Source organism: Pseudomonas sp. GW821-FHT01E05, assembly GCF_059422425.1.
The window spans coordinates 142,126-165,335 of the sequence record NZ_JBWKWW010000008.1 but is presented as its reverse complement, the minus strand read 5'-3'; the positions used below and the strand labels follow the sequence as shown (position 1 = coordinate 165,335).

Below are 23,210 nucleotides of genomic sequence, written 5' to 3'. Positions count from 1 at the left end.
TATGAATTGCAACACACTGTGGCTGATCGGTCGGCGCCTGGGCGCTGCGATCGTGACCTTGTTGATCGTGTCGATGGTGGTGTTCGCCATCACGGCGGTGCTGCCGGGAGACGCGGCGCAACAGGCCCTTGGGCAGTTTGCGACGCCGGAACAAGTGGCGGCGCTACGCCTGAAACTGGGGCTGGATCAGTCCGGTGTGGTGCGTTACCTGCATTGGCTGATGAACCTGCTCAGCGGCGATATGGGCCTGTCCGTCTCCAATGCCATGCCGGTCGGCGAATTGATGGCCGGGCGGGTTCCCAACACCTTGATGCTGGCGGCCGCCACGGCGCTGGTGTCAGTGCCGGTGGCCTTGATTCTGGGTATCGGTTCGGCCATGGGCCGGGGCGGGCGCATCGACAGCTTCCTCAGTCTTTTCACCCTGGCAATGGTTGCAGTACCGGAGTTTCTGGTAGCGACCCTGGCGGTGCTGATTTTTGCGGTGAACCTCGGATGGCTGTCGGCGTTGTCCTATGCCAGCGACATCACCTCACCACTGCAATTCCTGCGCACTTACGCCTTGCCGGTGATGACGCTGTGCTGCGTGATCGTCGCGCAAATGGCGCGCATGACCCGGGCGGCGGTGATCGATCAACTCGATAGCCCTTATGTGGAAATGGCCCGGCTCAAAGGCGTGAGCCCGGTGCGGATTGTCTTGCGTCATGCCTTGCCCAATGCCATCGGACCGATTGCCAATGCCATCGCCCTGAGTCTGTCCTATCTGCTGGGCGGGGTGGTGATCGTCGAGACGATCTTCAACTATCCCGGCATCGCCAGCCTGATGGTCGATGCGGTGACCAACCGTGACATGGCGCTGGTCCAGGCCTGCACCATGCTGTTTTGTACGGCGTACCTGGGATTGGTGCTGATTGCCGACCTGTGCGCGATTCTTTCCAATCCAAGGCTGAGAAACCAATGAACAAGCTCATTGTGAAATCGATGCCTGCGACTCCCGACCTGTCGGTCGGCAAGGTGTCTCATGGACCGTCCTGGCTGGGTCTGGTTGGGGCTGCGATGTGTTTTATCTGGTTGCTGGTGGCGGTCTTCGGCCCGTGGCTGGCGCCGCATCCGGTAGGCGAAGTGGTCTCTGACAATGTCTTCGACAGCCTGAGTGCCGCGTACCCGTTCGGCACCGATTACCTGGGCCGCGACATGCTCAGCCGGATCCTCGTTGGTGCGCGCTTCACTGTCGGCCTGGCGTTAGTTGCCGCGGTGCTCGCCAGCGGTCTGGGCACCAGTTGCGCACTGCTGTCGGTGGTCTCGCCCAAGTGGCTGGATGAGGTGATCAGTCGCTTGATGGACGCCTTCATTTCAATCCCGAGCAAGATGCTGGCGTTGATCATGGTCTCGGCCTTCGGCTCCTCGGTGACGTTGCTGATTTGCACGGCGGTGCTGAGTTTCACCCCCGGCGCGTTCCGCATCGCCCGCAGCATGGCGGTGAACATCGAAGCGCTGGAGTACGTACAAGTGGCCCGAACCCGTGGCGAACGCCGGCTGTATATCGCGTGTGTGGAAATCCTGCCAAACATGCTTAACCCGGTGCTGACGGACTTGGGGCTGCGCTTCGGTTTCATCGTGTTGCTGCTCAGTGGCATGAGTTTCCTCGGCCTGGGTGTGCAGCCGCCGGATGCCGACCTCGGTTCACTGGTGCGCGAGAACATCGGCGGCCTCAATCAGGGCGCGCCAGCCATCGTGATTCCGGCCCTGGCCATTGGCACCCTGACCATCGGTGTGAATTTGTTCATCGACAGACTGTCGTCCCGACGTAGTCGACGTGCGGGAGGTCATTGAGATGAGTGAATTGATTCGAGTCCAGGACCTGCGCGTGGTCGCCTGTGGTTTACGCGGCGAGGTGGAAATCGTCAAGGGCGTGAGCTTCTCCCTGGAAAAAGGTGAAGTACTGGCGCTGATCGGTGAGTCCGGCTCCGGCAAGACCACCATCGCCCTGGCGCTGCTCGGTTACGCCCGGCGCGGTTGTCGGTTGGCTGGCGGCGTGGTGCAAGTCGGCGAGCACGACATGCTGGCGTTGAGCGAAAACCAGCTGCAAGGCCTGCGCGGCAACCGTGTGTCTTATATCGCCCAAAGCGCCGCTGCGGCATTCAATCCGGCGAAAAAGCTCATCGACCAGGTGGTGGAGGGCGCATTGATTCATGGCCTGGGCAGCCGGGCCGTGCTCGAAGCCAAGGCCATCGAGCTGTTCCGCGACCTGGCCCTGCCGGACCCCGATCACATTGGCCAGCGCTATCCCCATCAGGTCTCCGGCGGGCAACTGCAGCGGGTGATGGCGGCCATGGCGCTGATCAGCGATCCGTTGTTGGTGGTGCTCGACGAACCGACCACCGCCCTCGACGTGACCACTCAAATCGACGTGCTGCGCGCGTTCAAGCGGGTAGTGCGCGAGCGCGGCGCGACGGCGGTCTACGTATCCCACGACCTGGCCGTGGTGGCGCAGATGGCCGACCAGATTGTGGTGCTCAATGGTGGCCAGATCTTCGAACAGAGCGCCACCGCGCCCTTGCTCAAAGGCCCCGCCCATGAATACACCCGCAGCCTGCTGGCGGCGGCGCGACCGGATACAACGATTCGCCCGCCCTGCGGTGTCGCCGAAGACGAACCGCTGCTGACCATCAAGGGACTGACCGCCGGCTACGGCAACAAGAACCTGCAAGGCATGCCGTCGATCCGCGTGCTGGAAGACATCGACCTGACGGTGCGCAGGGGCCAGGCGATCGGCGTGATCGGTGAGTCGGGTTCCGGCAAGTCGACGCTGGCGCGGGTGGTGGCCGGGTTGCTGACGCCCGCGTTGGGTGGCCTGACCTTCGATGGTCAGCCGTTGGGCGGCAGCCTCTCCGAGCGCACCGATGAACAGTTCCGACGCATTCAAATGGTCTTCCAGAACGCCGACACCGCGCTCAACCCGATGCACAGCGTCAGCACCATTCTGAGCCGACCGCTGAAGATGTATTTCGGCCTCAAGGGCGCCGCGTTGCGCCAGCGTATCGATGAACTGCTGGACCTGGTGCGCTTGCCACGGAGCCTGGCCGAGCGTCGCCCGAATGAACTCTCCGGCGGGCAAAAGCAACGGGTCAACCTGGCCCGGGCCCTGGCGGCCAAACCGGACCTGATTCTGTGCGACGAAGTGACCTCGGCGCTGGATACCGTGGTCGGCGCGGCGATTCTCGAACTGTTGCGCGACTTGCGCCAGGAACTGGGGGTGTCCTATCTGTTCATCAGCCACGACATCTCAACCGTGCGGGCGCTGTGCGATGACATCGTGGTGATGTACAGCGGCCACAAGGTCCAGGCCGGCAGTCGGCAGTCGTTCGCCCAGGCACCGTTCCATCCCTACACCGACCTGTTGATCCACTCGGTGCCGGAGCTGCGCCAGGGTTGGCTGGAGAACTGTGGCACCACCTGCGGCACGCTGCCGCCGATCGGTGCGAAGGCCAACGTGCCGCAGCTGTGCACCTTTCTCAATCGCTGCCCGGTGCGCGTCGATGGCGTGTGCAATCGCACCGCGCCGAACCGTCGGACAATTGTTGGCGGCAGTGAAATCCTTTGTCATCGCGACAGTGCCGAGTTGCTCAAGACTCAGCAGGATTTAAACACCATGACCCTGGGAGCCTATGCATGAAGGGGCGTTTTGTGAGGCTGGCCGAGCAGGGCCGACTGACCGTCAATTTGAAGGTGGACGGCGTACCCATCGAGGCGTTGCAGGGCGATACCCTGATGGTCGCGTTGCTGACCCAGGGCTCGGCCTTGCGCCAATCGGAGTTCGATTCGGGCCGACGAGCCGGTTTTTGTCTGATGGGCGCCTGTCAGGATTGCTGGGTCTGGACCCGCAACGGAGAACGTCTGCGCGCCTGTTCCAACGAAGTCCGTGAAGGGCTGGATATCGTCACCACACAACCGGAGGCGATATGGCCACTGCACGGCTGAGCACTCATCGAGTCGTTATCGTCGGCGCCGGGCCGGCCGGTATTCGCTGCGCCGAAACCTTGCTGGCGGCGGGCTGCAAGCCGATTCTGATTGATGAAAATCGCCGGGATGGCGGGCAGATCTACCGTCGCCAACCGGAAGGTTTTACCCGCGATTACGCCACGCTGTACGGCACCGAGGCCGCCAAGGCCAAAGACTTGCACCAAAGCTTCGACCGCTTGCGCGGGTTGATCGACTACCGCCCGGACACCCTGGTGTGGAACCTGACACCGGGGCAACTGTGCTGCGTCAGCCAGGGCAAACACTCGACCGTCGACTACGACGCGCTGATCCTCTGCACCGGCGCCACCGACCGCTTGATGCCGATCGAAGGCTGGCAGTTAGCGGGCACCTATAGCCTGGGCGGCGCGCAGATCGCACTCAAGTCGCAGGCGGTGTCCATTGGTCATAGCGTGGTGTTCATGGGCAGCGGGCCGTTGCTGTATCTGGTCGCCAGTCAATACCTCAAAGCCGGTGCCAACGTGGCGGCGGTGCTCGACACCTCGCCGCTGAGCAAACGCATCGGCGCATTACCGAAATTGCTGGCGCGCCCCGGTTTGCTGTTCACCGGCATGAAACTGTTGGCGCAGCTGTATCGGGCCAGGATTGCTGTGCACTTGGGGATCAAACCGCTGCAAGTGATGGGTGACGCTGCGAGCGGCGTCAGTGGTGTGCGGGTGCTGACCGCCGCAGGCGAGACATTGGCGGTGGATTGCGATGCCGTGGCCCTGGGTTATCACCTGCGCCCGGAAACTCAACTGGCAGATCTGGCCGGTTGCCGTCTGCGCTTCGATGAGGCGTCCAGCCAATGGTTGCTGGCCACCGATGAAGAAGGCCGGACCACGGTCAGTGGTGTGTATGCCGCTGGTGACGGCTCGAAGATTCGCGGAGCCGATGCGGCCGAACACGCCGGACGCCTGGTGGCGATGGCGCTGCTGGAAGATCTGCAGCAACCGGTGGACGCCGGGCTGCGGGCCGAACAGCGGCGTGCCCTGGCGGTGATGGACGAATTTCGTCTCGGTCTGGCCCAGGCATTTCCCTGGCCGGCGGCCCAGGCCAAGGCACTGCCGGACGAAGCCATCGTCTGTCGCTGTGAAATGATCAGCGCCGGTGAATTGCGTCGCACGGTCAGCGAAAAGGGCGCCTGCGAAGTCAATCGGGCCAAGGCGTTCAGCCGGGTCGGCATGGGCCGGTGCCAGGGCCGTTATTGCTCCCAGGCCGGAGCCGAGGTGATTGCCGCTGCGGCGGGCGTCAATGTGCAACAGGTCGGCCGCCAGCGCGGCCAGGCACCGGTCAAACCGCTTTCGATGCTCACCGAGGAGGTGTCGCCATGACGGTACAGAAAGCCGATGTGGTGATTGTCGGCGGCGGCCTGATGGGCTCGGCGGCGGCGTTTTTTCTGCGCCGACGCGGGCAGTCGGTGATCCTGCTGGAGCGCGACCAGATCGGTCAGTACGCCAGCGGTGTGAACTTCGGCAACGTCCGGCGCCAGGGGCGTTTCCTTGGGCAGCTGGAATTGGCCAACCGTTCCTGGGCGCTGTGGAAGCGCTTGCCGGAGCTGATCGACGACGACCTCGAGTTCATCGCCAGCGGGCACATGCGGGTGTGTTACCGCGAAGACGAAATCGCCGAGCTTGAAGCCTATGCCGCAGCCCCGGAGGCGGCGCAGCTGGACCTGAAAATCTATCGAGGTGCAGAGCTGCACCAGCGTTTCCCGTTCCTCGGGCCGGATGTGAAGGGCGGCTCCTACGCACCCCACGACGGGCACGCCAATCCGCGTCTGGCGGCACCGGCGTTTGCCCGGGCGGCACGACGCCTCGGCGCGCGGATCGAAGAACAGACGGAAGTTGCCGAGGTGCAGAAGGTGGGCGGTGAGTTCAACATCGCCACCACCGATGGTCGCCAGTTCAACGCCGAACGCTTGCTGATTACCGCCGGTGCCTGGGGGCAGAAGCTTTCGGCGCAGTTCGGCGAGCCGGTGCCACTGGATACCCATGGCCCGCAAATGGCCGTAACCGAGCCGGTGCCGTATGCCTTGCCGACGGTGATCGGCGTGTACACCAGGATCCCTGAAGAAGTGATTTATTTCCGGCAGATTCCTCGCGGCAACATCGTCATCGGCGGTGGCTACCGCAGCAAACCGGACATGCTCACCCGCAGGGCTCAGGTCGAGCCGCGCAGCATTCTCAACCAGATCCAGCAGATGCGCCGCCTGTTGCCGGGTGTCGGCAACCTGAACATCATCCGGGTCTGGAGCGGCATCGAAGGTTACCTGCCCGATTCCCTGCCGGTGATGGGTCCCAGCGGCACCGTCGACGGGTTGTTCTACGCGTTCGGTTTCTGCGGTCACGGGTTTCAGCTCGGCCCGGGCGTCGGCGATGTGATGGCCGAACTGATCAGCACCGGCAGCACCAGCACTTCGATTGAGCCGTTCTCCATCCGCCGGTTCGCCCCTTCAGCCGAGCAACGGAGCAAGGCCTCATGAAACCCCGTGTACTGGATATTCTCAAACGCTTGATGGCCTTCGATACCGTCTCCTCGGAGTCAAACCTGGCCTTGATCGAGTACGTGCGCGAACTACTGCTGACCAAGGGCATCGAGTCGCTGATCGTCAAGGACGAAAGCGGCCACAAGGCCAACCTGTTCGCCAGTACCGGGCCTGGCGAGTTGCCTGGCATCTTGCTGTCCGGGCACACCGATGTGGTCCCGGCAGCAGGCCAGGCCTGGACCTTCCCGGCGTTTCAGGCGACGGTGCAGGACGGGAGGATTTACGGCCGCGGCAGCTGCGACATGAAGGGCTTCATTGCCCTGGCCATCGACGCCATGCTCGATGCGGCGGACAGCCCGTTGAGCCGACCGCTGCAGCTGGCGCTGTCCCATGACGAGGAGACCGGTTGCGTTGGCGTGCGGCGTTTGCTGGACGTGTTGCACCTGGCACCGGTGCGACCGTTTTTGTGCCTGATCGGTGAACCGACCAATATGCAATTTGTGCTGGGACACAAGGGCAAGGGCTCCTACCGCACGTACTGCCGGGGCCAGGAAGCCCATTCCTCGCTGGCACCGCGATCAGTCAATGCGATTCACGTGGCCTGCGATTTCATCGCGGCACTGCGTCAAAGTCAGCAGCAGTTGCAAGAGCAGGGCGCCCAGGATGCGGACTACGACGTGCCTTACAGTACCGTGCATGTCGGGCAGATTGTCGGCGGCAAGGCGCTGAACATCGTGCCGAACCTGTGCACCCTGGATTTCGAAGTGCGCAACTTGCCGGCGGACGATCTGGATCAGTTCCTGGAGCAGATGCAGGAGCGTGCCGAAGTGATCGTGCGCGAGGCCAAGCGGCTGTCCAGCGTCGCGGCCATCGAGATCGAAACCCTGAATGTCTATCCCGGCCTGGAGACACACCCGAGCGTTGAAGCAGTGCGTTTTCTGAAGCACTTTGCCGCGCCGGATACCAGCATTGCCAAAGTGTCTTTTGGCACTGAGGGCGGGTTGTTCAAACAGCGTCTGGATGTGCCGGTGGTGGTCTGCGGGCCAGGCTCCATCGAACAGGCGCACAAGCCGGATGAGTTCATCGAGATCAGCCAGATGGAGGCCGGAGAGCGCTTTCTTGAAGGGTTGCTCGGTTCCCTGAAGCAGTGATGATCGTTCCCACGCTCTGCGTGGGAATGCAGCCCGGGACGCTCCGCGTCCCAAGAGCGGACGCAGAGCGTCCATTGAGGCATTCCCACGCGGAGCGTGGGAACGATCAGTAACGGACCATAAAACACCTCGGTAGAGCCTGCCGTCCCACCGCGATTTTCAGCATCCGACGCTGCCGTTGCGACGCTTTCAGCATCCTCGTTCGTGGCACCTCCCTAGACTGGCAAGTGTCTCGGATCAGGACTCGACCATGCTCAAGAATCGTTTGAAAGACCCAAGCCTGCTGGTAGAACGTGCCTACATCGACGGTCAGTGGATCGGCGCCGACAACGCCGCGACCCTGGACGTCATCGACCCGGCCAACGGCCAATGCCTGGCCCGGGTGCCGGCCATGCAAGGCGCGGAAACCCGCCGCGCCATCGAAGCGGCAGAGCGGGCGTGGCCGGCGTGGCGTGCACGTCCGGCGGCGGAACGTGCGGCGCTGCTGGAGCGCTGGTATCAGGCCATGATCGACAACCTCGACGATCTGGCGCTGATCATGACCTGTGAGCAGGGCAAACCGTTGAATGAAGCCAAAGGCGAAATTCGCTACGGCGCCGGTTTCGTCAAATGGTTCGCCGAGGAAGCTCGGCGGGTTTACGGCGAAACCATGCCGGCCCCCAGCGGCGACCGCCGACTGCTGACCCTCAAGCAACCGGTCGGGGTCTGCGCCGCCATCACCCCGTGGAACTTCCCCAACGCGATGATCACTCGCAAGTGCGCGCCAGCCTTGGCGGCCGGCTGTCCGATCATCGTCAAACCCTCGGACCTGACGCCGCTGTCGGCGCTGGCCCTGGCGGTACTGGCCGAGCGGGTCGGCATTCCGGCCGGGGTGTTCAACGTGCTGACCGGGATGCCGGCGGGGATCGGCGAGGAGCTGACCGGCAATCCGACCGTACGCAAGATTTCCTTCACCGGCTCCACGGCGGTCGGCCGCTTGCTGATGCGCCAGAGTGCCGAACACATCAAGCGCTTGAGCCTGGAACTGGGCGGCAATGCGCCGTTCATTGTGTTCGACGACGCCGACCTGGAACAGGCGGTGGCCGGCATCATGCTCAGCAAGTTTCGCAACGCCGGCCAGACTTGCGTCTGCGCCAACCGCATTTTGGTGCAGGACGGCATCTACGAACGCTTCGCCCAGCGGCTGGTGGAGGAGGTGGGCAAGCTCAAGGTTGGCAACGGCCTCGACGCCGACGTCACTATTGGCCCGCTGATCAACCCGGCAGCGGTGAACAAGGTCGCCCGGCACATTGACGACGCCCTGAGCCAGGGCGCGCGTTTGCTCTGCGGCGGTGTTCCCGAGGGCGACAGCCAGTTTGTCCAGCCAACGGTACTCGGTGATACCCACGCCGGCATGCTGCTGGCCAATGAAGAAACCTTCGGCCCGGTGGCGCCGCTGATGCGCTTTACCGATGAAGCCGAAGCACTCGCATTGGCCAATGCCACGCCCTATGGCCTGGGCGCCTACTATTTCACCCAGGACTTGCGCCGCTCATGGCGTTTCGGCGAAGCGCTGGAGTTCGGCATGGTCGGCCTCAATACCGGGATCATTTCCATGGAAGTCGCCCCGTTCGGCGGCATCAAACAGTCGGGGCTTGGCCGTGAAGGCAGCAAGTACGGCCTGGATGAATATCTTGAAGTCAAAGCCTTCCATATCGGTGGGCTGTAATTCACAGACACGGGGAGGCATGATTGATGAGCAAGACATTCAGAATCGCCGCGATTGCCGGCGATGGCATCGGCAAGGAAGTCCTGCCCGAAGGGTTGCGGGTACTGGAGCAGGCCGCGAAGAAATGGCAGCTGGATTTGAGCATCGAGGTGCTCGATTGGGCCCACTGCGATTACTACCTGGAACACGGGCAGATGATGCCCGACGACTGGTTCGAACAGCTCAAGGGCTTTGACGCGATCTACTTCGGCGCCGTGGGCTGGCCGGACAAGGTGCCGGATCACATTTCCCTCTGGGGTTCGCTGCTCAAGTTCCGTCGGGACTTCGACCAGTACGTGAACATCCGCCCTGTGCGGCTGTTTCCGGGCGTGCCGTGCCCATTGGCCGGGCGCAAACCGGGGGACATCGATTTCGTGGTGATTCGCGAGAACACCGAAGGCGAGTATTCCTCGGTCGGCGGCAAGATGTTCGAAGGCACCGAACATGAGTTCGTCTTGCAAGAGTCGGTGTTTACCCGGCGCGGCGTGGACCGGATTCTCAAGTTCGCCTTCGAGCTGGCCCGGACCCGACCACGCAAACGCCTGACGGCGGCGACCAAGTCCAACGGCATTTCCATCAGCATGCCGTACTGGGACGAGCGCACGGCGTTGATGGCCGAGCAGTACCCGGACATCACCTGGGACAAACAGCACATCGACATTCTGTGCGCGCGTTTCGTGCTGCAACCGGACCGCTTTGATGTGGTGGTGGCGTCGAACCTGTTCGGCGACATCCTCTCCGACCTCGGGCCGGCCTGCGCCGGAACCATCGGCATCGCGCCTTCGGCCAATCTCGATCCGGAGCGGCGTTTTCCGTCGTTGTTCGAGCCGGTGCATGGCTCGGCCCCGGACATCTATGGGCAGAACATCGCCAACCCGATTGCGATGATCTGGTCCGGGGCGTTGATGCTGGATTTCCTCGGCAACGGTGACGAGCGTTATCGCGCGGCGCATGACGGGATTCTGCAGGCGATCGAGCGGGTGATTGCTGACGGGCCGATCACCCCGGATTTGGGCGGGAAGGGCTCGACTCAGGAGGTGGGCAGAGCGATTGCCGAGGGACTTTGAGGTTGATTGATGATCGTTCCCACGCTCCCGCGTGGGAATGCCTCACCGGACGCTCCGCGTTCGGCTCTTGGGACGCAGAGCGTCCCGGGCTGCATTCCCACGCGGGAGCGTGGGAACGATCAATGGGGGTGTATTCAGTAACCTTGTTTTCGATCGATCTCACCCACCATCGACTCGCCCCGTTGATGCCGGCGAATGTTCTCCAGTAACACCCCAAACGCACTTTCCGGCTGGGTCATTGCCGCGATATGCGGGGTCAGCAGAATCTGCGGATGATCCCAAAAAGGATGGTCCGCCGGTGCCGGTTCTTCCTGCAGCACATCGAGTACGGCGCCGCTGAGCTGTCCGCTGTCCAGCGCCTCAAGCAGATCACTTTCCACCAGATGCCCGCCACGTCCCATGTTGATCAGCGCCGCGCCATGGGGAAGTTGCCGGAACAGCCTGCGATCGAGGATGCCCTGGGTCTGTTCGGTCAGTGGCAACACACACAACAGAATGTCGCACTGGCTCAGAAACGCCGGCAGTTGTTCGGCACCGGCATAGCAATCGACGCCCGCGATCCGGTGGGCACTGCGCGCCCAGCCGGACAACGCAAAGCCCAGGGGCTGCAAGGTGGCGAGTATCTGCCGGGCCTGGGTGCCGAGGCCCATGACGCCCACCCGGCGCTTGGCCGCCGGTTGCAGTAAGTGGGCTTGCCAGCACCGCGCCGCCTGTTGCTGGCGATAGCGGAGCATGTCCCGGTGCAGGCTGAGCACCGCGAAACTGGCGTATTCGCACATGCCGCGGGTGATGCCGGGGTCCAGCAGGCGCACCACCGGCAAGCTCGCCGGCAGGCGGCTGAGATCCAGTTGATCGACTCCTGCGGACAAGGCGAACAGCACGTGCAGATTGGGCAGCAGAACCTCGAGATCGTCAGGTGCCTGCCAGGCAGCGAGGTACTGAATGTCCTTGGCGTCGCCGATGTCCGGCCAGGCGCGCCATTCGATATCCGGGGCGTGTTCGGCGAACAGCGCTTTCCACTGTTCGCCGCGCACAGGGTCAGCTTTATAAAGCAGGGCCATGGGCATTTCCTGAAAGGTGAAGGTGCTGTCCAGCATGGCGCAATGACAGAGCAGGATCTGTCGAAAGGGCCGGATTAAACGCGTTGCGCCACGTTCTATTGGCCATGACCCGGCAGAATCGACGGGCTGAAGGAATCTGCCGTTTGGCAGGGTGAAAACAGTCGATCCGAATTTCTCAGGGGGCAAGTTCGGCGTAGTTCGTTTCGCGCAAGCCTTAACCTGAACACCATCGCAACCACTTCCCGGTTGCCGGACTCACGATGGGAAATGCCATGAATAGCAAAGTCGACGAAACCCCTCATTTGCTCCGTCAGCGCGATCAATTCGTGCCACGTGGTCTGATTACCGCTCACCCGTTGGTGATCGATCGGGCCCAGGGTGCCGAGTTGTGGGATGTGGATGGCAAGCGTTACCTGGATTTTGTCGGCGGCATCGGCGTGTTGAACATCGGTCACAACCACTCGAAGGTGGTCGCTGCGGTGCAGGCCCAGTTGCAAAAGGTCTCCCACGCGTGTTTCCAGGTGGTTGCCTATAAGCCTTACCTCGATCTGGCCCAGCGTTTGTGTGAGTTGGTCGGTGGTCAAGAAGCCTATAAAGCGGCCTTTTTCACTTCCGGTGCCGAAGCCGTGGAAAACGCGGTCAAGATCGCCCGCGCCCACACCAACCGCTCGGCAGTGATCGCGTTTCGCGGCGGGTTTCACGGTCGCACCTTGCTCGGCACCACGCTGACCGGCATGAGCCAGCCGTACAAACAGAACTTCGGACCGTTCGCGCCAGAGGTGTTTCATACCCCATATCCGAATACCTATCGCGGTGTCAGCAGCGAGATGGCACTCAAGGCACTGGACGAGTTGCTGGCCACCCAGGTTGCCCCTGAGCGGGTCGCGGCCATCATCATCGAACCGGTGCAGGGCGACGGTGGTTTCCTCTCGGCGCCGGTGGAGTTCCTCCAGGCCTTGCGTGCCCTCACTGAAAAGCACGGCATCGTGCTGATTCTCGATGAAATCCAGACCGGTTTCGGCCGTACCGGCAAGTGGTTCGGTTTCCAGCACGCCGGCATCCAGCCGGACCTGGTGACCGTCGCCAAAAGTCTTGCCGGTGGCTTGCCGCTGTCCGGAGTAGTCGGTAAGGCCGAGATCATGGACGCACCGCTGCCCGGCGGCTTGGGTGGCACCTACGGCGGTAACGCCCTGGCCTGCGCTGCTGCACTGGCGGTGATCGAGGCCTACGAGCAGGAGCAATTGCTGTCCCGTGGCGAAGCCTTGGGCGAGCGTCTGCGTCAGGGGCTGCTGCGCTTGCAGGCCCGCCACCCGCGTATCGGCGACGTGCGAGGCACCGGGTTCATGCTCGCACTCGAATTGATCAAGGATGATGAGGCCCGTAGCCCGGATGCAGACCTGACCCAGCGGCTGATCGATGAAGCCCGGGCAGGCGGCCTGCTGGTGATCAAATGCGGGGTGTACCGCAACGTGCTGCGCTTCCTCGCGCCGCTGGTCACCCGGGAAGAACAGATCGACGAAGCGCTGCGGATTCTTGAAGCGGCACTGGCACGAGTCTTGAACTGAACTCATGCCTGCTCGGGGCGGTGCCGCAGGCTATCGCCCGGGAGCATTTATGGAGCATGAATTGATGGAACGCATCATCGGAGGCTTTGTACACCATGGGGCTGACTGATTATCGAGCACTGCTCATCGATTGCGATGAGGTCCTGGTCGATCGGGACTCGGGTGTCTGGACGGCATTGCAACCGCTGCTCGAAAGCTTGGGCGGTAATCCGGACAAGGAACAGGTGCTGGCCGAGTACGGCGAGGTCGTGCGTGCGCTTTACCCGCGTTTCGGTGAGCTGGGCTTCAGTGGCCTGCTGTGTTTCGCCCATCGCCAGTTGGCCGAGCGCTGGGGGCTGAGGGCCAGTTGGGAGGAGGGCATGAGCTTTGCCCGCTCGGTCACCAGTTGGTCGCTGTTCGAGGATGCGCCCGGCGCGATGTTGTACCTGCGCAAGTTCTATCGCATGCTGGTGCAAGGCGACCGGGATGCCGAAGATCGAGGGCTGCTCTGTGAGCGTTTGGGGATCATGCCCGATGATTTCATTTCACTGGCCAGCGATCCCTTGCTGGATCACGACTGGTTGCAGGCCAATGAGCTTGAAGTCGGGACAATTCTGCAAGTGACCCGGCCATCTGCCGGTCGGCAGGCTGCCACCCATGTGTGCCTGATCTGTCGTGGTCGGGCGAAACACCTTCAGCCTTGCGCCGCGGATTACTGCATAAACAGCATGGCTGATCTGGTGGCTCAGCATCAGCTGTCTTTACGGCGCTGATTTTGCTAGAAGATTGTCCTACAAACGGCAATCAAGAGGTACCCAATGGAAGGTTTAGTGAAACTGGACCGGATCGATATCAGCATCTTGGTTGAGCTGCAGAAAGACGGTCGTATGACCAACGTCAGCCTGGCCGATGCCGTGGGATTGTCGGCAAGCCCCTGTTTGCAACGGGTCAAACGGCTTGAATCGGCCGGGTATATTTCCAGCTACAAGGCTCACCTGAATCTGGCGAAGATCACCGATTCGGTCACGGTCTTCACCGAGATTACGTTGAGCGACCACAAGCGTGAAGACTTCGCCAAGTTCGAATCCAATATCCGTCTGGTGGACGAAGTGCTCGAATGCCATTTGATCAGCGGTGGCTATGATTATCTGGTGCGCTTCATGACCCGCAGCATCCAGCATTACCAGGAAGTGGTCGAAAGCCTGCTGGACAAGAACATCGGCATCTCCAAGTACTTCAGTTACATCGTCATCAAGTCTCCGGTGCTCAAGGACGGCGTGCCGCTGCGCAAATTGCTGCGTCACTGAACTGACTCTGCAAACATCCTCCTGTTATGCAGCTTGCCGCGCCTTTAAAAGAGGCGCGCGACGGGCTGCTTTGACGTACCAATCAATCGGTAGCGTATTTGGAGTGCGCCTCGATAGAGCCTTGGGCCTGCTGGGTCTCTCGTTGCGCCTGATTTTGGTGTGTTTCGCATAAATAGCTGTTTCCGGCCACAAAAATGCTCATCGAGGGCACCGTGTGCAGCGGGTTCGCAACAGCGCTCCCGACGAATGTCGACGTTCCTCAGTCCCAGCTAAGTTTGCCTGCGTAGTCTCTCTCCTGCGCCAATTGCAGCGCTGTTATGGAGACGCACCCCACATGAAGCCGCTTACAAAAGCCGATTGGCTCAACAAAGTCCCCGAAGTGACGCTGTCGTTCTGGGTCATCAAGATCATGTCCACCACCGTGGGTGAAACCGGTGCCGACTTTCTTGCCGTCGATGCGGGTTTAGGACAGGGTTTGACCAGTATCGGCATGGCTGTGCTGCTGGCGATCGCACTGTTCGGGCAACTTCGCACACGCGCCTACACACCCTGGATTTACTGGCTTACCGTGGTGCTGGTGAGCGTTGTCGGGACGCAGATTACCGATGTGCTCACCGACAAGCTGGGCATCAGCCTGTATGCCAGCACGGCCGTATTTTCCGTACTGCTGGCGATCAATTTCATGGTCTGGTTCAGGTTTGAACGCAGCCTGTCCATCAATGAAATCGTCACGCCGCGCCGGGAGTTGTTCTATTGGGCGACGGTGCTGTGCACCTTTGCGCTGGGCACGGCGGCCGGCGATCTGGCCACCGAGGCGCTGGGCCTTGGCTTCACACTGGGCGCTGTGATTTTCGGCGGGCTGATCGCCGGGACTTTCGCCGCCTGGCGCCTGGGTGGCAACACGGTCCTGACTTTCTGGATCGCCTACATCCTGACCCGTCCTTTCGGCGCCTCCCTGGGAGACTTGCTGACTCAAGCCAAGACCTATGGTGGCCTCGGCATGGGCGCGATGTGGACCAGCGCCATTTTCCTCAGTGTCATCCTGATTCTGGTGGCCGCCGCGCAGATGAGCGTCGGCAGTCGCAAACTCGTCACTGAATAACACGTTCAAAAGCCTATCAAGGAATCATCATGGTCTACGTTCAAACCGCCATTCGTAAAGCCGCCATCCTTTCAGCCATCGTCGTATTTGGCCTGGCCGCCGGGTGTTCGAAACCTGCTGACGCCCCAAAAACGAGCGCTACTTCGGGCGCGGCCAGTGTTCAGCAGAGCTCGGCCTCGAAACTGGGCGACCTGTCGGCGTTCCAGAGCATTGCGGCAAACGTCGCCGATCTCGTCGACAAGAACGACTTGCCGGGCGCGAAAACACGTATCAAGGACCTGGAATTGTCCTGGGACTCCGCGGAAGCCGGCATCAAGCCTCGTGCTGCCAGTGACTGGCATGTACTGGACAAGGCCATTGACCTTGCACTTGAGGCCTTGCGCGCCAGCACCCCGAAACAGAGCGACTGCAAGGCGGCAATGGATGATTTGCTGAAAACCTTCAATACGCTGCAAGGAAAAAAATGACGGCAAGAAGCGAAGGGGACGGCTTTCAATCCAGATAAATCGCTTCGCGCACGCTTGAACAGGTGATTCAATGCGGGCTCGACACTCACGCAGGTATACCCGCGTGAGTGTCGAGCCTCACTTATCACCGGAGAGGGCCATGCGGATATTGCTGGTCGAAGACGATCCCATGATCGGGGATGCGATCCAGGGCGCGCTGACGGATGCCAGTTACGCCGCCGACTGGGTCAGGGATGGGCTGACCGCCCTTACTGCGCTGGACACTCAACATTATGACCTGGTGCTGCTTGACCTTGGCCTGCCCGGCAAGGACGGCCTTGCGGTATTGAGCAGCATTCGTGCCGGCAACAACGGCGTTCCACTGCTGATCATTACTGCCCGCGACAGCCTCGACGATCGCTTGCGCGGCCTCGATGGCGGCGCTGACGACTACCTGCTCAAACCCTTTGAAATGGCGGAATTGCTGGCCCGCATGCGTGCCGTTCTGCGCCGCAAAGGTGGCAGCGCGTTACCCGTGTTCAGCAACGGCGTGGTGTCGCTGGACCCGATCTCGAAACAAGCCAGCACCGAAGAAAATCCCGGCGTCCAGCTCTCCAGCCGTGAGTTCTCGCTGCTGCAGGCGCTGTTGATCAGGCCGGGCGCAATTCTTTCGCGCAGCGATCTCGAAGACCGTATCTATGGCTGGGGCAATGAAGTGGAAAGCAATGCGGTGGAGTTCCTGATCCATGCACTGCGTCGCAAGCTGGGTAGCCACATCATCAAGAATGTCAGGGGTATGGGATGGATGGTTTCAAAAAGCGACTGAGCGAGTCAGTCCAACTCAGGCTGTCCGTTTCCCTGTCGCTGGTCATCCTGATCGTCGCTATCGTGGCCGGTATTTTCGCCTTCGTCTCTGCCTTCGATGAAACCCTCGAAATGCAGGACAATACCTTGCGTCAGGTGGCCGCGCTGTTCGAGCGTCAGCAGATGACGCTGGCCTATCCGCAGCACGGCGGGGGTATCGAGGGCGACGATGAAGAATCCAGGGTCATCATTCAGCACCTGACCGATGGCAGCAAGGCGTCGGGCAACGTTGATGCCGGGGCACCGCTGCCACTGCCGACCACGCTGGTCGATGGGCTGTCGACGCTGGAAGTCGGTGGCGAACCGTTTCGTGTGTTGGTCAAGACCATGAAAAGTGGCGAACGCATCGCCGTCGCGCAGGAAACCGGCGTGCGCGACAAGGACGCCCGCGAGAGCGCCTGGCGCGGCCTGCTGCCGTTTTTCATCCTGTTTCCCGTGCTCTTGCTGGTGGTTGCCGATCTGGTGCGCAAGCTGTTTCGACCCATCGCGGTACTGGCTTGTGAAATCGACCAGCGCGGCGAGCAGGAACTGCACCCCATTGACGAGAACCATCTGCCTGCCGAAATCCGCCCCTTCGTGCTGGCCATCAATCGATTACTCAACCGTGTGGCTCAGTCGATGGAAACCCAGCGCCGCTTCGTCGCCGACGCTGCCCACGAACTCCGATCGCCGCTGACGGCGCTGTCCCTGCAAGCCGAACGCCTGGCTGGCGCAGAGATGTCGACTCTGGCCCGGGAGCGTCTGTTTCCGTTGCGGCGGGGGATCGAGCGCGGCAAGAATCTCATTGATCAACTGTTGGCGTTGGCCACCGCACAATCGACCTCGATGCTGCCCACATCGCCGGTTTCCGTGCATGGTGTCTATCGTCGCGTGCTGGAGGACCTGCTGCCGCTGGCCGAAATCAAGCAGATCGACATCGGCGTCGAGGACGAACAGGATGTGCAGGTGCTGATCAATGAGATCGACCTGCTCGCCGTGGTCAAGAACCTGGTCGATAACGCCATTCGCTACACACCTGTGGGCGGGCGGGTGGACCTTTCGGTGGGCATGGAGGTGGGCGGGGCGCTGTTGCAGATCAGGGACTCCGGCCCCGGGATTGCGGCTGAGGAACGGGAGCGTGTATTCGATCCGTTTTATCGCAGCCTGGGGAGCCATGAGGTGGGGTCCGGATTGGGACTGTCCATCGTCAAGGCGATAGCGGATCGCAACGGGGCACGGATCCGCCTGGGATTTTGCGATGAGACGGGAAGAAGCGGGTTGTGTGTTTCGGTGTGGTTGCCGTCAGCGATCACCCGCAGAGCCCCCGTCGTCGCCCGTCTGTAGGAGCGGATTCATCCGCGAAAAGAACACATGGCTGGCCCATATACCCCTTCGGCCAGCTCTGGATACTCATACAAGGATCAACCCATGCTTTTAAGCAAACGCGATCAGGCGCGAATCGAGCGTCGCCTGGTGGCTACCCTGACCGAGGCTTGTGAGACGGCCAAAGCGGAAATTACAGGGTTCTCCTGGCTGACCCACGAGGTGGATTACACGGTGTTCCCCGCCAGCCTGATGGTTACCTGGATCTTCGACACGCAGGTCAACAAGAGCCAGGCCCTGGCCAGCGGGCGAGGTGAGCGCATGGTCGAACTGACTGCCGCGGCGTTCAGTGACGCGGATATTGTCGTCAGTCCGGTCTCGGCCCACGTGCAATTTGACACTGAAGAGCAATGTCAGCGCGCCAATGCCGGAAACTGGCAGCAACGCCTGGCGCGCAAGCGCTCGACTCGAGGTTGACGCATGGCCAAAGATATCGAAAACCCGTGTATTGCCGTTTGTCAGCTGCGCGGTGAGCTGTGTGTGAGTTGTGGCCGCACCAAGGAGGACATCAGAAAATGGAAGCGCATGAAGCGCCCCGAAAAGATGGCCGTCGTGCAACGAGCGAGCCTGCGCCTGCAAAGTCTGCAAAAAAAGAACGCGTGAGCCGCTGGCTTCATCGCGGATAAGCCATCCGACACTGGAACCGTTTCAGTCGTGCAACAGTCCCGAACTGTATTGATTGAAACTGTTACCCAGCGTTGCCCCCCCAACATTCAGCTTGGGGTTACTGGTGTCAGACTGACGGCAACTCTCTGAAAAACAAGTGCTGGTAGTCATTCCAGAGCAGGCGCTCAACAATAAAGTGCTGACCATTAAAAAAACTTTGACGTGATTCAACTTCATTTTTCAGTCTCGCCTGGCTGGAAGCTACACAATGCATGATCCGATAACCTTCCGAACGCCGCCACATACCCTGCCGTTGTTCCAACCTGTCGCAGGAGTGGCGCAGCATTAGCGTCGAACGCATGGCTGTTGGAGTTTGGTACAGGTTCTGTATTTTTCGTATTTCTTCATCGGGATCCTGTCGGCCAGCAGGGCACACAATCGTGCTCTGCCTTGGCCTGTCTCCCGTGGCGAGTGCTACAGGCTGCCTTCGACGTCTTCCAGACTGAACGTCTCGGTGTGGTCGTTATAGGAAAAAATTTCAGCGTATCGTCCCCAGCTGATTACGCTTTCCAGTGTTTCTTCCACAAAAGCTTCACTGAGTGAATCTTCCAGTTCCTGCTCGAAACGTACACGTGGCGCCCAGTGCCCGTGCCGTTCCTGCAATACCTGTCGGATTCGCGCGGCCAATGGCACCTGTCTGAGCAGATGTTCCGCGAACATGACTTTGCGTTCCTGGGTGCCGTACTCGGCGAACAGCTTGCCAGCCTCGGTGAGTGTGATCTCGGCACCCTTGAGTTCAGCAAACCCCAGATGTTCCAGCATCTCTGCCACCGGGAACAAATCGTCCACTTCCAGCAACAACCGCTCTGCAACGTTCGGCAAGCCTGCATGGCCGTTATAGGGTTCGGCCGCCAGTGCTTCGATCAGGCCAGCCATCAGGTTGGTTGAGACATCTGGCAACTGACTGCCCACCTGCAGTTCGGCCTTGCCGGTCTTGGCGTCGGCACTTCGCCGGTTGGTCATCAATGCATAGATGTCATCGACCATCTTGCGAAAGGGCTTATCCAGACGGTTGCGTGGGTGGGCGAACGGCACCTTGATTTCCGCCACAACCCGCCCGGGATTTGACGACAAGACCAGAATACGGTCGCACATCAATACCGCTTCTTCGATATTGTGAGTCACGATCAGGATGGATTTGATCGGTAGCTGCTCCCCGCTCCACAAATCCAGCAAATCGGTTCTAAGCGTTTCTGCCGTCAGTACATCCAGGGCAGAGAAAGGCTCGTCCATCAATAACAAGGTGGGGTTGACCACCAGGCCTCGGGCGAAGCCCACCCGTTGACGCATCCCGCCGGACAGCTCACGCGGGTAGGCGTTTTCAAACCCGTCAAGGCCGATCAGGTCAATCGCGGCCAGCGCGCGCTTGCGCGCAGCTTTTGGTTCTACCTGCAGCGCCTGGAGACCGGCCTCTACGTTTTCCAGTACGGTCAGCCACGGAAACAGGGCAAAGGTCTGAAAGACCATGGCCACACCTTCAGCGGGACCCGACAACAATGAGCCGTTGTATCGGACCTCGCCAGAGGTGGATTGTATAAGGCCGGCGATGATGCGCAGCAACGTCGACTTACCCGAGCCGGAGCGGCCCAGCAGGCCCACAATCTCGCCTTCGCGCAGGGTCAGGTCAACGTTGCTAAGAACTTGCCGCTCATCCTTGCCATTGCCAAAGCCCTTGCTCACCTTGGTGAGCGAGTAGATTTCGGAGGCTGCGCTGGAGTATTCGGTATGGCTATTCATGAGACCGACTCGGGTTAATTCAAACGGAGTTTGTTTTCAGCAATGGCGTACATCGGTCGCCACACCAAACGATTGAAGGCCACGACAAACAGCGACATGACCACCACGCCCAAGGTGATTTTCGGAAAATCGCCGGCCGCCGTGGTTTGCGCGATATAGGCACCCAAGCCATGTGCCACCACCTTGTCTTGTCCCCATGAAACGAACTCGGAAACGATACTGGCGTTCCAGGCCCCGCCAGAGGCGGTAATCGCCCCGGTCACATAATACGGGAAGATGCCGGGGAGCATTACTTTGCGCCACCACTGCCAGCCGCGGATGCGGAAATTGGTAGCCGCCTCTCTGAAGTCATTCGGAAACGCACTGGCGCCGGCAATCACGTTGAACAGAATGTACCACTGAGTACCCAGCACGATCAGTGGGCTCAGCCAGATATCCGGGTTCAACTTGTAGTGCAGGATCACGATGACAAACACTGGAAACAACAGGTTGGCCGGGAACGCCGCAAGGAACTGGGCCAAGGGCTGGATTTTTTCCGCAAGGTGCGGACGCAGACCAATCAGCACCCCAAGTGGAACCCAAATGAGTGACGCGACGGCAATCAGCAGAACCACCCGCAACAGCGTGATCAAGCCCAGACCGAGCACATGCCAGAGCTCTGCAAAGGTCGCTTCGCTGCTGACGTAGAGCACTATGTGGTACAGCGCGTAGAGGGCGAGCGCAGTAATCAGCCCGCCCCAGACCCAGTCAATGATTCGTGAGGTTGCCGGGCTCGTGTTCATCGCTATGGCCTGGGCTCGTGGCAAGCTCAGGCGCATGTGGCCAATGCGGGTCATGGCGCGGACAAAAGGTCGTAACAGACGCTGAATGACCCGGGTGCGCTGGATCAGATTCAGCACCCAGGACTCCGGTGCGCCGCCCTGGGAGGCCGTGTCTTCCATACGGAACTTGTCCGCCCATGCCACCAGCGGCCGAAACAGGAACTGGTCATAGATCAGGATGACCACAATCATCGCCAGAATGACATAGCCCACCGCATGCATGTCGCGCTGTTCAATGGCGGTCGCCAGATAGGAGCCCACGCCTGGCAGCGTGATGGTCTTGTCACCCACGGTGATGGCTTCAGAGGCAACCACAAAGAACCAGCCCCCGGACATGCTCATCATCATGTTCCAGACCAACCCCGGTATGGCGAACGGAACGTCCAGCTTCCAGAATTTTTGCCAGCCGGAAAGCTGCAGGCTGCTGGATACCTCTTCCAGATCACGGGGCAGCATGCGCAGTGACTGGTAGAAACTGAAGGTCATGTTCCAGGCCTGGCTGGTGAAGATGGCAAAAATGGCGGCGCATTCCGCGCCCAGTACTCGTCCTGGAAACAGCAACAGAAAAAACGTCACGGTAAACGAGATGTAGCCTAGAACCGGCACCGATTGCAGGATATCCAGTACCGGCACGAGCAATTTCTCTGCCCGCCGGCTTTTGGCAGCCAACGTACCGTAAACCAGGGTGAATATCAGCGAGGCAACCATTGCCGCGAGCATGCGCAATGTAGTGCGTACCGCATATTCGGGCAGGTTGGCCGGATCCAGCGAAATAACCTGGCTCTGCAAGGTCGAAATCGGCGCCCATGTCTCACGCGCACCGATCGAGAAAAACAGCAAAAAGCCGACAACCAGCGGCAGGGCTACCAGATCCCAGCGATTGGGCAGCAGCCGCCTTGCCGTAGCCGGGATGTAATGACGGAATACCTTTTTCATGTTCAGCGATTCCAGCAGCGTTCTGAGTGTGGTTCGTGACCACAGGTCAACACCTTCCAGAGTACAAACGCACGAAACTGCGCAGCAGAGGCAGTCTAAGCACAGCACACTCTAGAGCAGTGGTAAAAAAAACGACGGAGGGAGGCCACGCAAATGAACGCTACAGGGCAGTTGCCGGGGGAGCGGCCGAGTTACTCAGTGGTACAGACTGCTGAATAATGTCGCGCACCGGTTACGCCGTGTTCGGCATCCCATACATGGCCCACCGAGAATGGGCAGGATCCACGACTGGAGTCTCCTTTGGCGGGGTTGAAATGGGTATTGAGGCTGGAAAAGCGAAACCGCACCCTGACGCTAACGTCATCAAGCCATTGGCTTGGGTGTTGCGTGTGTTGCAGCTGCCAGCAGGCCAGGCGCCAATGAATCGCTTTTCAGGGCGGGATTATACGTATCAAAATATTACAGAAGTGTAAAATTCACATAACTTTTGAATATTAAAGGATCGCGCTCTGCACAGCGTCTGGTTCGGCTCTGCGCACTGTGCGTATCCATTGTCAGCCGTCGGGGTGCCCCTCATCGCAGCGACCCGCAAACGCTTCCAGGGAGGCGATGTCAGCACCGTGCTCGCGTGGGCGCAGCTCGACCCTGGGCAGTTCTGCACCTGCGGCGCGCCAGTGCGCCAGGAAGACTTCCTCGACCCCGTCCGGCCAGGCCAGGGCATCCAGCACGCGGATCTTGCGGGCCAGACCGGGTAGCGCGGTATCGAGTTCGGACAGGGGCGCTGTGCTCACGCAAACCTCCTTGGGGGACGAGGATCAGTTTTCCCAAACTCAGGCTCTGCCAGAGCATCGTGTTGCGGCTGGAGTCCAAGAGATTGCCCGCCTGGCGGGTGTG

At 60.8% G+C, this 23,210-nt stretch carries 23 protein-coding genes and 1 pseudogene; 19 read left to right on the top strand and 5 right to left on the bottom strand.

From position 1 onward, the window contains the following. Window position 1 precedes the first annotated feature (1 nt). From AC07W5_RS19065 to AC07W5_RS19025, 9 genes are all read left to right on the top strand, one after another. Window positions 2–958, top strand: coding sequence for an ABC transporter permease (locus AC07W5_RS19065; RefSeq protein WP_495024101.1), 957 nt, complete (start codon window positions 2–4; stop codon window positions 956–958). Further along, window positions 955–1,830, top strand: coding sequence for an ABC transporter permease (locus AC07W5_RS19060; RefSeq protein WP_495024100.1), 876 nt, complete (start codon window positions 955–957; stop codon window positions 1,828–1,830). The genes AC07W5_RS19065 and AC07W5_RS19060 overlap by 4 nt, the downstream gene beginning before the upstream one ends. A 1-nt stretch (window position 1,831) precedes the next feature. After that, a complete protein-coding gene (locus AC07W5_RS19055) occupies window positions 1,832–3,673 on the top strand; it encodes an ABC transporter ATP-binding protein (protein ID WP_495024099.1) in 1,842 nt (613 codons plus the stop codon). Then, window positions 3,670–3,978 (top strand): (2Fe-2S)-binding protein, encoded by a 309-nt coding sequence (locus AC07W5_RS19050; RefSeq protein ID WP_494992996.1) that lies wholly within the window; start codon window positions 3,670–3,672, stop codon window positions 3,976–3,978. Before AC07W5_RS19055 ends, AC07W5_RS19050 begins: the two co-directional genes overlap by 4 nt. Beyond that, a complete protein-coding gene (locus AC07W5_RS19045; protein WP_495024098.1) occupies window positions 3,960–5,351 on the top strand; it encodes an FAD/NAD(P)-dependent oxidoreductase in 1,392 nt (463 codons plus the stop codon). The genes AC07W5_RS19050 and AC07W5_RS19045 overlap by 19 nt, the downstream gene beginning before the upstream one ends. Beyond that, window positions 5,348–6,502, top strand: coding sequence for an NAD(P)/FAD-dependent oxidoreductase (locus tag AC07W5_RS19040; RefSeq protein WP_495024097.1), 1,155 nt, complete (start codon window positions 5,348–5,350; stop codon window positions 6,500–6,502). The genes AC07W5_RS19045 and AC07W5_RS19040 overlap by 4 nt, the downstream gene beginning before the upstream one ends. Then, entirely contained in the window at window positions 6,499–7,656 is a 1,158-nt protein-coding gene (gene argE / locus AC07W5_RS19035) for an acetylornithine deacetylase (protein ID WP_495024096.1), read from the top strand. The genes AC07W5_RS19040 and argE overlap by 4 nt, the downstream gene beginning before the upstream one ends. Before the next feature lie 250 nt (window positions 7,657–7,906). Beyond that, window positions 7,907–9,364: an NAD-dependent succinate-semialdehyde dehydrogenase gene (locus tag AC07W5_RS19030; protein ID WP_495024095.1), complete on the top strand. Its 1,458-nt coding sequence runs from the start codon at window positions 7,907–7,909 to the stop codon at window positions 9,362–9,364. Between the two features lie 26 nt (window positions 9,365–9,390). Further along, window positions 9,391–10,470, top strand: a complete 1,080-nt coding sequence (locus AC07W5_RS19025; protein ID WP_495024094.1) for a tartrate dehydrogenase — start codon at window positions 9,391–9,393, stop codon at window positions 10,468–10,470. Window positions 10,471–10,604: 134 nt separating this feature from the next. Here the strand turns inward: AC07W5_RS19025 and AC07W5_RS19020 are convergent, their stop codons facing one another. Beyond that, complete coding sequence (locus AC07W5_RS19020) at window positions 10,605–11,531, bottom strand: 2-hydroxyacid dehydrogenase (protein ID WP_495024093.1); 927 nt, start codon at window positions 11,529–11,531, stop codon at window positions 10,605–10,607. Between the two features lie 272 nt (window positions 11,532–11,803). On the opposite strand from AC07W5_RS19020, the gene gabT reads away from it, so the two are divergent. From gabT to AC07W5_RS18975, 9 genes are all read left to right on the top strand, one after another. After that, entirely contained in the window at window positions 11,804–13,096 is a 1,293-nt protein-coding gene (gabT, locus tag AC07W5_RS19015) for a 4-aminobutyrate--2-oxoglutarate transaminase (RefSeq protein ID WP_495012435.1), read from the top strand. Between the two features lie 95 nt (window positions 13,097–13,191). Next, window positions 13,192–13,848, top strand: coding sequence for an HAD family hydrolase (locus AC07W5_RS19010; protein WP_495012436.1), 657 nt, complete (start codon window positions 13,192–13,194; stop codon window positions 13,846–13,848). 45 nt (window positions 13,849–13,893) lie between these two features. Further along, window positions 13,894–14,382, top strand: coding sequence for an Lrp/AsnC family transcriptional regulator (locus tag AC07W5_RS19005; protein WP_003174918.1), 489 nt, complete (start codon window positions 13,894–13,896; stop codon window positions 14,380–14,382). A gap of 334 nt (window positions 14,383–14,716) precedes the next feature. After that, entirely contained in the window at window positions 14,717–15,484 is a 768-nt protein-coding gene (locus AC07W5_RS19000) for a COG4705 family protein (protein ID WP_495012437.1), read from the top strand. A gap of 29 nt (window positions 15,485–15,513) precedes the next feature. Further along, the gene (locus AC07W5_RS18995) at window positions 15,514–15,951 is read left to right on the top strand and encodes a hypothetical protein (RefSeq protein WP_495024092.1); all 438 of its coding nucleotides are present in this window, start codon (window positions 15,514–15,516) and stop codon (window positions 15,949–15,951) included. A gap of 139 nt (window positions 15,952–16,090) precedes the next feature. Continuing rightward, window positions 16,091–16,756 (top strand): response regulator transcription factor, encoded by a 666-nt coding sequence (locus AC07W5_RS18990; protein WP_495012439.1) that lies wholly within the window; start codon window positions 16,091–16,093, stop codon window positions 16,754–16,756. Beyond that, window positions 16,732–18,117 (top strand): sensor histidine kinase, encoded by a 1,386-nt coding sequence (locus AC07W5_RS18985; RefSeq protein WP_495024091.1) that lies wholly within the window; start codon window positions 16,732–16,734, stop codon window positions 18,115–18,117. The genes AC07W5_RS18990 and AC07W5_RS18985 overlap by 25 nt, the downstream gene beginning before the upstream one ends. Window positions 18,118–18,201: 84 nt before the next feature. Next, complete coding sequence (locus tag AC07W5_RS18980) at window positions 18,202–18,573, top strand: hypothetical protein (protein WP_495024090.1); 372 nt, start codon at window positions 18,202–18,204, stop codon at window positions 18,571–18,573. Between the two features lie 3 nt (window positions 18,574–18,576). Continuing rightward, window positions 18,577–18,759 (top strand): DUF1289 domain-containing protein, encoded by a 183-nt coding sequence (locus AC07W5_RS18975; protein ID WP_494992983.1) that lies wholly within the window; start codon window positions 18,577–18,579, stop codon window positions 18,757–18,759. A 45-nt stretch (window positions 18,760–18,804) separates the two neighbouring features. Here the strand turns inward: AC07W5_RS18975 and AC07W5_RS18970 are convergent, their stop codons facing one another. The 3 genes from AC07W5_RS18970 to AC07W5_RS18960 all read right to left on the bottom strand — a co-directional run bounded on the left by AC07W5_RS18970 (window position 18,805) and on the right by AC07W5_RS18960 (window position 22,316). Further along, window positions 18,805–18,999 (bottom strand): hypothetical protein, encoded by a 195-nt coding sequence (locus AC07W5_RS18970; RefSeq protein WP_494992982.1) that lies wholly within the window; start codon window positions 18,997–18,999, stop codon window positions 18,805–18,807. Window positions 19,000–19,236: 237 nt separating this feature from the next. Continuing rightward, window positions 19,237–20,559, bottom strand: coding sequence for an ABC transporter ATP-binding protein (locus AC07W5_RS18965; protein WP_494992981.1), 1,323 nt, complete (start codon window positions 20,557–20,559; stop codon window positions 19,237–19,239). A gap of 14 nt (window positions 20,560–20,573) precedes the next feature. Next, the gene (locus AC07W5_RS18960; RefSeq protein WP_494992980.1) at window positions 20,574–22,316 is read right to left on the bottom strand and encodes an ABC transporter permease; all 1,743 of its coding nucleotides are present in this window, start codon (window positions 22,314–22,316) and stop codon (window positions 20,574–20,576) included. Window positions 22,317–22,534: 218 nt separating this feature from the next. Between AC07W5_RS18960 and AC07W5_RS18955 the strand changes: the two genes are divergently transcribed. Then, complete coding sequence (locus AC07W5_RS18955; protein ID WP_495024089.1) at window positions 22,535–22,789, top strand: hypothetical protein; 255 nt, start codon at window positions 22,535–22,537, stop codon at window positions 22,787–22,789. An 84-nt stretch (window positions 22,790–22,873) separates the two neighbouring features. Here the strand turns inward: AC07W5_RS18955 and AC07W5_RS18950 are convergent. Continuing rightward, window positions 22,874–23,107 (bottom strand): annotated as a pseudogene (locus tag AC07W5_RS18950) (flavohemoglobin expression-modulating QEGLA motif protein); the annotation flags it as partial. Window positions 23,108–23,210 lie beyond the last annotated feature (103 nt).

Bases quoted from the DNA above. Each gene is read 5' to 3' on its own strand.
- AC07W5_RS19065 (WP_495024101.1), top strand. From the start codon at position 2: ATGAATTGCAACACACTGTGGCTGATCGGTCGGCGCCTGGGCGCTGCG.
- AC07W5_RS19060 (WP_495024100.1), top strand. From the start codon at position 955: ATGAACAAGCTCATTGTGAAATCGATGCCTGCGACTCCCGACCTGTCG.
- AC07W5_RS19055 (WP_495024099.1), top strand. From the start codon at position 1,832: ATGAGTGAATTGATTCGAGTCCAGGACCTGCGCGTGGTCGCCTGTGGT.
- AC07W5_RS19050 (WP_494992996.1), top strand. From the start codon at position 3,670: ATGAAGGGGCGTTTTGTGAGGCTGGCCGAGCAGGGCCGACTGACCGTC.
- AC07W5_RS19045 (WP_495024098.1), top strand. From the start codon at position 3,960: ATGGCCACTGCACGGCTGAGCACTCATCGAGTCGTTATCGTCGGCGCC.
- AC07W5_RS19040 (WP_495024097.1), top strand. From the start codon at position 5,348: ATGACGGTACAGAAAGCCGATGTGGTGATTGTCGGCGGCGGCCTGATG.
- argE (WP_495024096.1), top strand. From the start codon at position 6,499: ATGAAACCCCGTGTACTGGATATTCTCAAACGCTTGATGGCCTTCGAT.
- AC07W5_RS19030 (WP_495024095.1), top strand. From the start codon at position 7,907: ATGCTCAAGAATCGTTTGAAAGACCCAAGCCTGCTGGTAGAACGTGCC.
- AC07W5_RS19025 (WP_495024094.1), top strand. From the start codon at position 9,391: ATGAGCAAGACATTCAGAATCGCCGCGATTGCCGGCGATGGCATCGGC.
- AC07W5_RS19020 (WP_495024093.1), bottom strand. From the start codon at position 11,531: ATGGCCCTGCTTTATAAAGCTGACCCTGTGCGCGGCGAACAGTGGAAA.
- gabT (WP_495012435.1), top strand. From the start codon at position 11,804: ATGAATAGCAAAGTCGACGAAACCCCTCATTTGCTCCGTCAGCGCGAT.
- AC07W5_RS19010 (WP_495012436.1), top strand. From the start codon at position 13,192: ATGGGGCTGACTGATTATCGAGCACTGCTCATCGATTGCGATGAGGTC.
- AC07W5_RS19005 (WP_003174918.1), top strand. From the start codon at position 13,894: ATGGAAGGTTTAGTGAAACTGGACCGGATCGATATCAGCATCTTGGTT.
- AC07W5_RS19000 (WP_495012437.1), top strand. From the start codon at position 14,717: ATGAAGCCGCTTACAAAAGCCGATTGGCTCAACAAAGTCCCCGAAGTG.
- AC07W5_RS18995 (WP_495024092.1), top strand. From the start codon at position 15,514: ATGGTCTACGTTCAAACCGCCATTCGTAAAGCCGCCATCCTTTCAGCC.
- AC07W5_RS18990 (WP_495012439.1), top strand. From the start codon at position 16,091: ATGCGGATATTGCTGGTCGAAGACGATCCCATGATCGGGGATGCGATC.
- AC07W5_RS18985 (WP_495024091.1), top strand. From the start codon at position 16,732: ATGGATGGTTTCAAAAAGCGACTGAGCGAGTCAGTCCAACTCAGGCTG.
- AC07W5_RS18980 (WP_495024090.1), top strand. From the start codon at position 18,202: ATGCTTTTAAGCAAACGCGATCAGGCGCGAATCGAGCGTCGCCTGGTG.
- AC07W5_RS18975 (WP_494992983.1), top strand. From the start codon at position 18,577: ATGGCCAAAGATATCGAAAACCCGTGTATTGCCGTTTGTCAGCTGCGC.
- AC07W5_RS18970 (WP_494992982.1), bottom strand. From the start codon at position 18,999: ATGAAGTTGAATCACGTCAAAGTTTTTTTAATGGTCAGCACTTTATTG.
- AC07W5_RS18965 (WP_494992981.1), bottom strand. From the start codon at position 20,559: ATGAATAGCCATACCGAATACTCCAGCGCAGCCTCCGAAATCTACTCG.
- AC07W5_RS18960 (WP_494992980.1), bottom strand. From the start codon at position 22,316: ATGAAAAAGGTATTCCGTCATTACATCCCGGCTACGGCAAGGCGGCTG.
- AC07W5_RS18955 (WP_495024089.1), top strand. From the start codon at position 22,535: ATGTCGCGCACCGGTTACGCCGTGTTCGGCATCCCATACATGGCCCAC.